The organism is Winogradskyella litoriviva, assembly GCF_013249065.1.
In the GTDB taxonomy this organism is placed as follows: domain Bacteria; phylum Bacteroidota; class Bacteroidia; order Flavobacteriales; family Flavobacteriaceae; genus Winogradskyella; species Winogradskyella litoriviva.
Genome location: NZ_JABRWQ010000002.1, coordinates 389,086 through 401,698, shown reverse-complemented (window position 1 = coordinate 401,698; position 12,613 = coordinate 389,086). Strand labels below are relative to the sequence as shown.

Annotated in this window: 10 protein-coding genes; 5 read left to right on the top strand and 5 right to left on the bottom strand. The window is 33.3% G+C overall.

Annotation, left to right across the window (positions count from 1 at the left end):
- Window positions 1–11: 11 nt before the first annotated feature.
- The 5 genes from HNV10_RS05705 to HNV10_RS05685 form a co-directional block, all read right to left on the bottom strand.
- The gene (locus HNV10_RS05705; RefSeq protein ID WP_173300358.1) at window positions 12–2,852 is read right to left on the bottom strand and encodes a gluzincin family metallopeptidase; all 2,841 of its coding nucleotides are present in this window, start codon (window positions 2,850–2,852) and stop codon (window positions 12–14) included.
- A complete protein-coding gene (locus HNV10_RS05700; protein ID WP_173300357.1) occupies window positions 2,845–4,113 on the bottom strand; it encodes a T9SS type A sorting domain-containing protein in 1,269 nt (422 codons plus the stop codon). Before HNV10_RS05700 ends, HNV10_RS05705 begins: the two co-directional genes overlap by 8 nt.
- Before the next feature lie 26 nt (window positions 4,114–4,139).
- Window positions 4,140–4,826, bottom strand: a complete 687-nt coding sequence (locus HNV10_RS05695) for an LOG family protein (protein ID WP_173300356.1) — start codon at window positions 4,824–4,826, stop codon at window positions 4,140–4,142.
- A gap of 112 nt (window positions 4,827–4,938) precedes the next feature.
- Entirely contained in the window at window positions 4,939–7,767 is a 2,829-nt protein-coding gene (gene uvrA, locus HNV10_RS05690) for an excinuclease ABC subunit UvrA (RefSeq protein WP_173300355.1), read from the bottom strand.
- A gap of 145 nt (window positions 7,768–7,912) precedes the next feature.
- Entirely contained in the window at window positions 7,913–8,800 is an 888-nt protein-coding gene (locus HNV10_RS05685) for a phospholipase A (RefSeq protein WP_241695464.1), read from the bottom strand.
- A 156-nt stretch (window positions 8,801–8,956) separates the two neighbouring features.
- On the opposite strand from HNV10_RS05685, the gene HNV10_RS05680 reads away from it, so the two are divergent.
- The 5 genes from HNV10_RS05680 (at window position 8,957) to HNV10_RS05660 (ending at window position 12,599) form a co-directional block, all read left to right on the top strand.
- Entirely contained in the window at window positions 8,957–9,571 is a 615-nt protein-coding gene (locus HNV10_RS05680; RefSeq protein WP_173300354.1) for a fumarylacetoacetate hydrolase family protein, read from the top strand.
- 355 nt (window positions 9,572–9,926) lie between these two features.
- Window positions 9,927–10,130 carry a hypothetical protein gene (locus HNV10_RS05675; RefSeq protein WP_173300353.1) on the top strand — a complete coding sequence of 68 codons (204 nt, stop codon included), beginning with the start codon at window positions 9,927–9,929 and terminating at the stop codon, window positions 10,128–10,130.
- A gap of 12 nt (window positions 10,131–10,142) precedes the next feature.
- Window positions 10,143–11,024 (top strand): TolB-like translocation protein, encoded by an 882-nt coding sequence (locus HNV10_RS05670; protein ID WP_173300352.1) that lies wholly within the window; start codon window positions 10,143–10,145, stop codon window positions 11,022–11,024.
- 33 nt (window positions 11,025–11,057) lie between these two features.
- Window positions 11,058–11,642 (top strand): tetratricopeptide repeat protein, encoded by a 585-nt coding sequence (locus HNV10_RS05665; protein WP_173300351.1) that lies wholly within the window; start codon window positions 11,058–11,060, stop codon window positions 11,640–11,642.
- Window positions 11,643–11,816: 174 nt separating this feature from the next.
- Entirely contained in the window at window positions 11,817–12,599 is a 783-nt protein-coding gene (locus HNV10_RS05660; protein ID WP_173300350.1) for a hypothetical protein, read from the top strand.
- The last annotated feature ends 14 nt before the right edge of the window (window positions 12,600–12,613 follow it).

Here is a 12,613-nt window from a genome sequence, read left to right as displayed (position 1 = left end):
ATAAGAATTTGTTAATACCATTTTCTTCTAAATAGACCGAGAAGTACTTGTGGGTCTACTGTAAACATAAAGCGAATACTGCGATCATAATTTGGTTGTGCAATTTCCCAACCAAGGTTAGAGTAAATTGGCAGGTAGATTTCAAAATAATCTTCTACTAGATTTAATCTAATGCCAGAGTCGTAAACAAATTTTGCATTCTTAAACTTGTTTTTTACTAAACCTAAATCGCCATAGGCTTGAATATATCTCCAAATAGATGTACTAAAATTAGCAGTGGTCATCCATTGATTTGCAAATTCTGGCTCTAATTGCGATTTAAAACCACCTTCTGCAATTATAATTTGCTGACTAAATAATCCTGCGGCTTCGGAACGCCCCAAATAATTTAAATCAAAAAGGTAATCCGTTGGTCGGTCTAAGGCAAAACTAAAATAGCTAGAATTCGGATCCGTTTTATTATCTAAGAAGAGCCCAGCATAAAATCTAAAATTGATATTTCTATTGCCTTTTGTTAGTTTTCTAAATTCATAATTAACAGACAGTTTACTAAATTTATCTGCGAGCTGAAAATCCGTATTGAATCTTGAGAAATTAATGATGCCTGGATTATAATGTGTGTAACGCAGATTAAATACGCCATAATCTGGCTCATTTACAATGATAGAGGCATCTTCTCCAAGTTCTCTATGAATACTAACATATCTTGCCGTTATATTATCTGTGGCATTAGACCTAAAGTCTTTGTCGTTTCTAAAGCTGAATGAAATGGATGGTCTTATTCTAGTAAAAAAAGCATCTTCTGCAAAAGATTGATATCCTGCCGTGATACCATAAGTGATGTCATACAGGTTTTGATTCTCTAAATTATGCGTGTAAAATATGGACGTTGATCCTGTTAGTGATCGTGATTTTGTAGCGTATTGTGGTGAAAAACGATAATTTAATCGCTTTCTTAAAATCGTCTTATTATACAGCTTAGTTCCTAGAGTTAATCCATCGTAGATATTATTAAATTCTACCAATGGCATAAAAAATATCTGATTGTAATTTGGATCTTCTACATCTTTAAATAATCTTATTTGTAATGGTTTATTATTAAAAATAACACCGTTAACAGATTTGTAATTGTCCCGTTGGTTGTATTCTGGGATAACATTATCATAGTCTAAGACAAATTTCTCGGTACTGTCTTTTGCTAAAGATATTGTTTTTTTATCTTGTATGTTTTCAATCCATAATTTATCTATTACAGAATCGTTTTTTAATTTAAACAGAGAAATCGGCATCCTATTATTTCGCTTGTTCTTTATAGTTAGCTTTAAAGAATCTTCCGTTGTTATAATAGACGAAATCTTAAAATCAATTTTTTTCCGCGTTTTAATATAATCTGTAAAGAACCAATCTATATTTTTATCGGTTTTTGAACTGATATAGTTTTCAAAATCATTAATCTCAACAGATTTCAATTGATAGGCTTTTAAAAATTCCGTTATCTGTTGCGATAAGTTAATGTCATTTGTAAAATGATCTAAGTAATTAAGTCCGACGCCTGCCTTATATTTCCCAGCAATGTTAGCATTAAATTTTGTTAATGAATCTTTTGAAGTGGCAATAGGTTGATCCCTGTTTTTTCTAGCAATTTCCATAGAATACAGAAAATACTGAAAGTTAAAGTCTAAATCCGAAGCATGAAAGGCTCTTATTCCCCATACATCGGCAAGGGTTCCTAGTAGTTTTTTATCAGGATAATTTTCTTCAACATATTTAATTAAAAAGTAAATTTGAAGTCCTTCGCTTAACCAGTGTTCTTTTCTAGGGTTGAGGAGTAAGGTGTTATCTAGATACTTTTTTAAAGCGGTTTTTAGCAGTTTTAATTCGTATTGAAAGTCATTAGGAAAAGGCCTAAAAAAATCAGGTAATTGATTTAAGCCATATAACGGATTTTTTTGGTAATCAATGCGATTAACCAATAAGACCTTATGAGGATATTCACCTAAGTTTTGAGCTAAAAAGCGTGTAATTCTATCAGTCACAATTGCTTTTTCTGGCGCTGATACTTCTCTTTCGTAGATATTGGAACCAATGGTAAAATCATCGGTACGTACAAAACCAAAAGTTGGAAATTTTTCTATAGCTAAATAAGTGTCTATTCGGTCTTTACCAAATAACGTGAGGGTTTGGGTGCGGTTTTTTAAATCTGGTTCTAAATTATTAAAATCTAATTCTGACGTTACTTTGTAGTTGCTTGGGTAAGTAATTTTAAGTCTTATGTCTGATTTAGGGATAAATAAATCATCTAAGTTTTTATTGCTGTAGTAATGCCATTCGCCATCATAAACGGCAGGTGTAATGTACCAATATTTTAAATCAAAATTCTCGTCTTTGGTAAAACCGTAATCCGTAAAAGTAGCATCTGGTACTAATAAACAATAATTGAGGTCAATGTGGTAAGAAGCACCAGGTGGAAGCGGCTTGTTTAAGATAACTTTTATAACATCTGGATGTGCTTTTAATCGTGTATATTCTAATTCTGTTTTAGTCTCATCACTTATAGAGGTAACAACGGTATAACCGCGTTGTTCGCTTTTTGCTAAATGAAATTTAGTACTAAACTCTTCTTCAAATCGTTTGGCTAAAGGTGTGGTTTTTGTAGAGTAACTATTATTCCAGTCGCTTAAATAAATGTCTTTTAGTGTAGTATTGGATTCGTTTTTATAGATGATGGTTTGGGTAATACTAATGGTTCTCGTCTCTACATCTACATGAGCAGAAATATCTATTGCGTTTTGAGCAACACCAGTAAAGCTCAAAACCAAAAGTAAGACAGATATGATTACAGTTTTATTCAATTATAAATTTAATAGGATTAAAATTACCAGTATTGAGCTTTAAATAATAAAGTCCTGTTTGTAAATTAGATACATTAAAGTATTGTTTGGCGTCTAAATTGGTTTTAAACGTTTTTACTTTCTGGCCTAAACTGTTATAAATAATTAGAGTTTGTTTATCCATATGAAGAGGAAAATTAACCGTTAAGATGTCGTTTATAAGAGTACGGTCTAAACGCAAGCTGGCCGTAGTTTCAAATTCATTTACATCTAAAAAAGATTCTGTGGTTTCTAATGATAAAGTAATAGGTAAATGATCGCTAAAATTGTGTAAATGGTTTCTTAAGGTATACGAAAACTGTGAACCTGTGGTTTCGCAATCGGAAGAATTGATGGCTTTATTCCAACAAGATACTAGTCCATTATTGCCATATACTCGATAGGTGTCTGGCACATAAGTAACGTCTGCTGTATCTAGCATGTTTTCTGAAGTTAGAATAAAGTCAAAACGATCATCAAAACCACCTGTGGTGCCACCCATACCTGTTTGTGTACGTGTAGATTGGGAAAAGACGTCTATATAATTTGAATTATTGTGCCAACTACCAACACGGTTTGCAGGATCAACAAAAGTAATATGATTACTAGTATTTATTAAGGTTTGAAATGCTGTTTCACTCGATGTGTATAAATTTAAATCGCCACCCAACAGCACGTTGGTATTTACCGGCAACGTATTTAAATAAGCTTCTAAATCTTGAACCATTTCATAACGTTTTTGAGCATTTGTGGTTCCGCTAGAAGCTTTTAAATGACAAACAATAACGTATAATTCTATTGGATTGGTGTCTTGATTTATTGTGTTTAGTTTTAAGCGATAAATGTTAAAGTCCCTTATAGACGTCGGAACAATAATTTCTTCTTCTAAAGTAAATTTAGTGCTATCAAATAGAAGTAAATTCTGTAAATCATTTTGGTCGCCATAAGTGTCATCTGAGGTATTAGAGACATAAGTAGCCATATCAAAATCTGGACTAATGGCAGCTTGTGCTGTTGTTAATACATCAACAGCGCCAGAAATATTATTGAGCTCGCAGACTAAAAACAAATCGGGTTGATAATCATAGAGGATGTATGCCAAATCATTAATTCTGTTGGGCACAGCATCTTCTAATGGGTAATTTAATAAATTATAAAACATCACTTTAAATGTTTCTTGAGCAGAAACGTTAGAAAGTGAAAGCAGAATAATGATAAAAAAACCGAAAATTTTCTTTTTCATAGCAGTGAATTAAAAAAAAGGTTTTCTTAAAAGTTAGGACTCAGGTCGTATTCTTTATAAAATGTATTTAATATTTCAATAACTTCATCACCTGTGTCTACAAGGTGAATAAGGTCTAAATCTTTTTCACTGATATTACCAGCACCTAACAAGGTAGATTTAACCCAATCCATTAGACCTTCCCAGAATTCTCTGCCTACTAAAATAATAGGAAAGGTTTCTATTTTATGGGTTTGTATTAAGGTAATAGCTTCAAATAATTCATCTAAAGTTCCAAAGCCGCCTGGCATTACAACGAACCCTTGAGAGTATTTTACAAACATCACTTTTCTAACAAAGAAATAGTCAAAATCTAAACTCTTGTCGCTATCAATGTAAGGATTGTCATGTTGTTCAAAAGGTAATTCAATATTTAAACCTACTGAAGTTCCACCAGCAATATGTGCGCCTTTGTTTCCAGCTTCCATAATACCTGGTCCACCTCCTGTTATAACACCATAGCCTTGGTCTACTATTTTTTCAGCTACTTCTTCTGCTAGTTTATAATATTTATGGTCTGGTTTAGTTCTTGCTGATCCAAAAATAGAGACACAAGGTCCTATTTTACTTAGTTTTTCGTAGCCGTTTACAAACTCTCCCATGATTTTAAAAATCGCCCAAGAGTCATTTGTTTTTATTTCATTCCAGCCTTTACTTTTACTTTCTCTATGCATATATAATTTTGTTCTGTAGTTATCTTAGTATATTCTTGTGTCACTAATTTTGACAACTCGCTAATTTAGTATTTTTATGGTTATTAGGGCAAAGACAAATTACAATATATTGTTAATTCAATTCTTTTTTCAAAAATTTTGCTGTGTAACTCTTTTTGTCTTTTACGAGTTGTTCTGGTGTACCTTTGGCAACAACATTTCCGCCACCTTTTCCTCCTTCATAACCAATATCTATAATGTAGTCTACCGTTTTTATAACATCGAGATTGTGCTCTATAATCAACACCGTATTCCCTTTGTCTGCAAGCTTATTAAGTACTTTCATTAAAACCCTTATATCTTCAAAGTGTAAACCTGTTGTGGGTTCGTCTAAAATATAAAAGGTATTACCTGTATCTCGCTTGCTTAATTCTGTAGCTAACTTAATACGTTGGGCTTCACCACCAGAAAGCGTGGTACTCTGCTGGCCAAGTGTAATATAGCCCAGTCCGACGTCTTCAATAGTTTTTAGTTTTCTATAGATTTTAGGGATGTGCTCAAAGAAACTAACAGCTTCCTCAATCGTCATATTTAAGACATCACTTATTGATTTTCCTTTGTATCTAATTTCGAGAGTTTCTCTGTTAAATCGTTTGCCTTGGCAGGTTTCACATTCTACATAAACATCTGGTAAGAAATTCATTTCAATAACACGCAAGCCACCACCTTGGCAAGTTTCGCAACGTCCGCCTTTTACATTAAAACTAAAGCGCCCAGGTTTGTACCCACGTATCATTGCTTCAGGAATCTTAGAAAACAAACTCCTTATTTCATCAAAGGTTTTGGTGTAGGTTGCCGGATTACTTCTTGGTGTTCTACCAATAGGCGACTGATTAATATCTATAACCTTATCTAAATGCTCTAAGCCTTTAATGCTTTTATAAGGCATTGGTTTTTTAACACCATTAAAATAGTGTGCATTTAAGATAGGGTAAAGCGTTTCGTTAATTAAGGTCGATTTCCCACTCCCAGAAACACCAGTTACACCAATCATTTGACCTAGTGGAAACGCTACATCTATATTTTTTAGGTTGTTCCCTGTGCACCCTTTTAATACCAGTTGTTTTCCGTTGCCTTTTCTTCTAACTTTAGGAATCTCAATTGCCTTCTCACCGTTAAGATAGGCAGCGGTTAAGGTATGCTGTTTTATTAGGTCTTCGGGTGTGCCTTCACTAATAATTTCGCCACCATGTTTACCAGCAAAAGGCCCAATATCTATGACATGGTCAGCACGTTCTATCATGTCTTTATCATGCTCAACCACAATTACAGAATTACCAACATCTCTAAGCGATACTAAAGAATTAATCAGTTTTTCGTTATCGCGCTGATGTAAGCCTATACTTGGTTCATCTAAAATATATAACACACCAACCAATTGCGAGCCTATTTGCGTGGCTAACCGTATGCGTTGGGCTTCGCCTCCAGATAGTGATTTAGAACTGCGGTTTAATGATAAATAGGTAAGACCAACATCGAGTAAAAACTGCACTCTACTTTTTATTTCTTTTATAATTTCTGAAGAAATTTGTTGTTGTTTAGGGGTAAGACGCTCGGTGAGATTTTCTAACCACAGGTCTAATTCTACAACATCCATATGCACCAAATCGGCAATACTTTTGCCATCCACTTTAAAGTAAAGGGATTCTTTTCGTAAGCGCGATCCTTCACAAACCGGACATTCTATTTTGTCCATATATTCTTTAGCCCATCGGACTAATGATGTGGAGTTAGAGTTGTATTGACTTTCAATAAAATTGGCAACGCCTTCAAAATCTATTTTATAATCTCTAGAAACACCTAATAGTTTACTCTCTACTGTAAATTGATCCTTGCCACCATGTAAAATAACGTTTTTAGCTTCTTCTGGGATGTCTTTCCAGGCATCGTTTAAAGAGAATTCAAAACGCTGTGCTATAGTTTCAAACTGTTTAAAAATCCAGCTTTTCTTTTGTGGACCATGTGGTGCTAAGGCACCGTTTTTTATAGATAGTGACTCATCTGGCACCAACTTTTGGTCGTTAACCACATACAATTCACCAATACCATTACAATTAGAACAAGCCCCTTTTGGAGAGTTAAAAGAGAAGTTGTTGGGTTCTGGGTTTGGGTATGATATGCCAGACGATGGACACATTAAATTCCGGCTAAAAAAACGTGGTTCATTGGTGTCTTGGTCTATTACCATCAACACATCCTCACCATGATACATGGCTGTATTTATAGATTCCATTAAACGCTTCTCATTATCTTGAGATTCGTCAATTTTTAAGCGGTCTATTACAATCTCAATATCGTGAGTTTTGTAACGATCTAGCTTCATACCTTTTTCTATATCTACAATCTCACCATCGGTTCTTACTTTTACAAAACCTTGCTTGGCAATTTGCTCAAACAACTCTCGGTAATGCCCTTTACGCGACCTTATTACAGGCGATAAAATATTAATGCGTTTGCCTTTATAAGACTCTAAGATTAGATCTTTGATTTGTTCATCATTGTAGCTTACCATTTGCTCACCAGTTTCAAAACTGTAAGCATCGGCAGCTCTGGCATAGAGCAAACGTAAAAAGTCATATATTTCAGTAATAGTTCCTACGGTAGAACGTGGTGACTTACTGGTTGTTTTTTGTTCTATGGCAATTACGGGTGATAGCCCATCGATTTTATCAACATCTGGGCGTTCTAAACTTCCTAAAAACTGACGTGCATAAGCCGAAAACGTTTCAATATAACGACGTTGGCCTTCAGCATATATGGTATCAAAAGCCAATGAAGATTTGCCACTACCAGATAAACCTGTAATAACCACAAGTTTTTCTCTAGGAATGGTAACGTCTATATTTTTAAGGTTGTGAACGCGTGCTCCTTTTACTTCAATAGAATCGTTGAATTGGCTCATAGATGTCTTAAAATCGTTCTTTGTTTTAGCAAAGTTGCAAAGGTAAGGATTTAGTTCTTAATTTTTTGTGAAGCTTTAAACTTGGTTATTAGTTGTGTGTAAAGGTTTCTTGTTATACAAGCTATAATTGCCATAAGGTGTTTACTTACCAATTAGAAAACGACACGCCTATGCCAATTGTATTTTGGTAATGGTTATAGTCTATTAAGGTTTCGCCATAACCCGAGAACATTTGGGCATGTAAATTAAGATTATCATTAATAGGGTAGAGGTAGTTAAATTGTAGGCTACCGCGATTATCGTTTAGCGTAAAGGTATTGGTAGCAATAGCATAAAAGGTATGCTTTTTTAGTTTATAAATAGCAGTAACTCTGCCGTTGCCTATGTAGCTTGTAATCAAAGGGTTTTCGTCTTCATCGTCTGGTACTCTTATCCAAGGACTTAAATATAAGGTGAGGTTTTTGCATTCCATGGCTAAATTAAAGATTACGCGGTTCCAGCTACGTGAACGTGGTAAGTCGCGTCCATTAGACTGATGGTTTAAACGCACACTTGCCATTTTTAAAGTCAGTCCAGCTAACTTTAGGTTTAATGGATAGGTTAATATTAATTCGGGTTCATAATTGAGTTCTCTAAAGGGTCTAGAAATATCCGTATTATAAATCTGCCAATGCGCCACTTGTGTAAAGCCTACCCACAAATCGCCTTCACCAAACAAAATAGACTCTGCTAACTTGGTTTTAAAACTGAGCTGAAATTTTATTTCCATACTGTTGTAGTCCACAGGATCTGTTAAGGTGTAATCACTGTTTTCACTATACGGCAATTGATTAGGGCTGTCGGACCACCGAGAAGCCGAAAAGTAGATGGGTTTATAAGGTGTTATTTTAAACGTACCTTGTTTGTTAGCCTTGTCTAAATCCCATACCGAAGCTATAGATTTTAATTGCATTGGTGGCTTAATATGTTCTTGAGCCGTACTTGCAAAACATAAGAACACTGTAAAAAGAAGACTTAAGTTGGTTTTAATCATTTGGTGGTTTTAGCTTTCTAAACAAAGCTATTTTATAATTTCTAAACCACAAATGCTTGGCGTCTTTTTTATGTATTAAAATTATCATTTTGTGGTATTTGGTTTCACTACCATTCCTTACCTTTACGCTATTAAAAACTAAACAATCTTATTAGCATGAAAATCATTGGCATTGGTAAAAACTACGTAAACGATAAATCGGAACTTAGTGCAGCAAAAACAGGTGCACAAACTATATTTACAAAACCAGAATCTACTTTAGTTACAGATAATAAATCTATAGATTTCCCTAGTGTGACCAATGAATTGGTGTACGAGGTAGAACTTGTGGCTAAAATAGGTAAACAAGGTAAAAACATCAGTCTAGAAGATGCTAACGCTTATATCTCAGAGATTGCTGTGGGTATTGATTATACAGCAGCAGATGTATTAGCGGCAAGTAGAGCCAATAAAGGGCCTTGGGCTTTGGCAAAAGGCTTTGATGGTGCATCACCAATCTCTAACTTTAAACCAGTTTCTAACTTCCCAGATTTGGCAGCTATTAATTTTGATTTAAAAATAAACGGTGCACAAAAACAAGTAGGGCATACCAGTCTTATGATTTATAGTTTTGCTGAAATCATTGCGTATGTGTCTACGTTTATGACTTTAGAAGAAGGTGATCTTATATTTACAGGTACACCTGCTGCTGGTAAAGGCACTAATGTTAAAGGTGATCATTTGCAAGCCTCTATAGAAGGAGAGTTGTTGTTGGATTTTAAATTGGTGTAACCTTCATCTTATTTTATAATTAAAAAGCTCTTGTTTATACAAGGGCTTTTTGTTTTTATAGTGTTTTAGTTTGTTGTGTTAATTTACTGTTGCTAATCTGTGGTTTATTATGCAGATATAGGTGTTATTATTGTAATCTATAATTTTTGTAGGAAAAAAGTATAGCTAACCCGACGCATACCCGACGCATACCCGACGCATACCCGAAGGAGACCCGAGGGAAACCCGAAGGAGTGCTGAGGTCTATTTAGGGTCTGTTTGAGGTAAAATTGATGGATATTTAATTGGTTTTGGTTTTCGACGTCGGCGGTTAATACTATTTAGACTTATCTTAGCTGGGAGATTAAGCAAAGCTATGCCAAAACAAAAGCATCTTATTGACGCTATTCAGCAACTTATACAGGCCATTTTTAAGGTTTTGGGTTATAAGGAGCCTATCATTTTGTACGTGTGTGTATCGGTTCTTGGCGCTATTGAAGGTGTTGGATTAAATCCATTTCTAGCTTTTGGTATTCCTGCACCTAATAGATTTCCTGGTGTAGTGATTTATAATGAATAAGAGTTTATGATTATGAAAAGTAATAATTTTATTTTAATACTTGTAGTGATTTTAATTTTTGGATGCAGTAACAATAAAATGATAGATAATTCATTTTTTTACAATACCGAATATTTGTTTAAAGAAGAAACTTGTAACCCTTTGAGTATTGGTAAAAAAAATGCTTACGAAGTTTATAGCGGTAATTTTATTTATAATTGTGATTTAGATAGGCGTAATCATACAGACTCATTTGGAGTTATAGAAAAAGATAGTACTTCGGTTTTCATTGTTATGAATAAACACCACGAAATCATTAATGAACTATCGTTTACAAACATAAACAAGGCATTTAAATACTGGTTTATTGGATATGATAACAATTATTTAATGGCATTTCGAACTACCGATACTAAAAACAGTACAACAGAATTGATACGCATTAATTTAAAATCTAATGAATTAACTATCCTAATTGATAATTTACCTAAAGGGAATTATGGAATTTCTGAACACCCTATTTCTAAAAATGATATTTTAGTGTTTTCATCTAAAGGGTGGGCTTATGTTTTAGATATTAAAAATAAAAAACTGCATACCAAAGTATTTGAATGTAAAGGCATTTATTCTCCAGTAATCTCAAAAGATGGCAAGCTAATTACTTATCTATTTCACAATAAAGTATATGTCTACAACATTAAAACAGGGAAACAAGAGATAATGTTTGACTTGAATTCCCTTAATAATTATCATGCTTTTCGTGTATATTTTAAAAACAATGAAGAATTAGTTGTAAAAGGCAATAAATATACTGGTAATTATTTATTGGAATACACCAACTTTTTAGTAATTAAAAATAAAAAAATTATTGAGAAAGGTCAATTACATATTGATAATGGCTACAAATATCATTAACTTACTTTTGTTACATTTAAATTTTAATGAATTATGAATAAGGTATTACTAATTATTACCGTTTTATTTTGCCAAATGACATTTTCACAAACTAAAACACCAAACACTCTATATAAAAAAGCTCATCAGTATATTACTCATGGAGCTTATAATAAATCTATTAATTTACTTGAAAAAGCAATAGAGTTAGATAGTCTTGGGAATTGCGGAACAGGAGTTAATGGTATTGCTCACAACGAATTAGGTTATGCCTATCTACGTATTCAAAAATATGAATTGAGTAGGGCGTTTTTTGATAAATCAATTAGCTTGAACCCTAAAAATCCTGACCCTAGAATGAGTAAAGTAACTTCATACATTTTAGAGAAGAATTTAACTAAAGCAAAGATTGAATTAGACATATTTATTGAAGAACTTCCTGGCTATCCATTTGCTTATTGGCAAAGAGGGAATATATTAGAATTAGAAGGGAAAATGAAAGAAGCACTTATAGATTATCGGAAGGCTATATTGTATAACAATAATCTGAATATATTACCTAAACCAATAGTTGAAAAAATTAACAGCAAAATAAAGGCAATTGACTCTAAAAACTTGAATGCTGTTAAAAGAAACTAATATAACCTTAGAATTTAAAGCAAAAATTAAAATTTTTTAAAAGAAAAGTAGTCCTGAAAGTTTGTAACTTACTATAGACTCGATAGCTTTAGAAAATGAAAGTTTCATGAAGTTAACAACTTAAAATAAATAATAACTAATGGTATGCAAAGAATCTGTATTACTGAAGTAAAAATGAAAAAAATAATATTAGGACTTTTTGTATTGCTAAATATAGCCTGTAGCTCATCAGATGATGATGATCCGTCTAATTTTACATTAACCTTATCCGCTATAGAAGAGATAGAGGTAGATGCTAGATTAGACGTTATGGTAAATGCTAATGAGCCAATGCAAAGTCTTAAAGTGTCTTTAGATAATTTTGAGACCAGTGTTACTAATTATAATGATTTAGGTAGTGCAACGCCTAGGTATTTTAGCTTTAATAATTTAGGGCAGCAAACCATATATTTCACAGCAAAAAACACAGACAATGTTGAGGTTACAGAGTCTATAACGGTAAATGTGGTTAGAGGTAATGCTGTTAAATTAGAGCAGATACAACTTAACAGCTTTTTTAATTTGGGCAATACTTGGGATGATGAGTTTCCAAGCTCAAACATTAACCATTTGGCAGATGTGTCTTTCGGTTTATTAAAACCACCTGTAAATTTATTAACTGGCTTAAGACCTAGTGCGCCGAGCTTATCTTGGTTTTGGTACCGCTCCGTAACCCATTATAATGAGAGTAGCCTAACTTGGAATTTACAAAATGAAGATTTATATGTAAATATTGACGAAGTATCTGCATATATTGGCTTTTTAGATACAGATGGTGAGTTTGCACAAGATTTAATGTTAGGCCCACCTTCTGAGATAGTAATGCCAATTGCAGATTATATAGATACACAACCTATTAATATTACTGTAGATGAGCCAAGTATAGATTTAAACTTTACAGTTGCTATAGATTGGTAACAAATTTTAAAGAA

Bases quoted from the DNA above. Each gene is read 5' to 3' on its own strand.
- HNV10_RS05700 (WP_173300357.1), bottom strand. From the start codon at position 4,113: ATGAAAAAGAAAATTTTCGGTTTTTTTATCATTATTCTGCTTTCACTT.
- uvrA (WP_173300355.1), bottom strand. From the start codon at position 7,767: ATGAGCCAATTCAACGATTCTATTGAAGTAAAAGGAGCACGCGTTCAC.
- HNV10_RS05665 (WP_173300351.1), top strand. From the start codon at position 11,058: ATGAATAAGGTATTACTAATTATTACCGTTTTATTTTGCCAAATGACA.
- HNV10_RS05660 (WP_173300350.1), top strand. From the start codon at position 11,817: ATGAAAAAAATAATATTAGGACTTTTTGTATTGCTAAATATAGCCTGT.
- HNV10_RS05685 (WP_241695464.1), bottom strand. From the start codon at position 8,800: ATGATTAAAACCAACTTAAGTCTTCTTTTTACAGTGTTCTTATGTTTT.
- HNV10_RS05675 (WP_173300353.1), top strand. From the start codon at position 9,927: ATGCCAAAACAAAAGCATCTTATTGACGCTATTCAGCAACTTATACAG.
- HNV10_RS05695 (WP_173300356.1), bottom strand. From the start codon at position 4,826: ATGCATAGAGAAAGTAAAAGTAAAGGCTGGAATGAAATAAAAACAAAT.
- HNV10_RS05680 (WP_173300354.1), top strand. From the start codon at position 8,957: ATGAAAATCATTGGCATTGGTAAAAACTACGTAAACGATAAATCGGAA.
- HNV10_RS05670 (WP_173300352.1), top strand. From the start codon at position 10,143: ATGAAAAGTAATAATTTTATTTTAATACTTGTAGTGATTTTAATTTTT.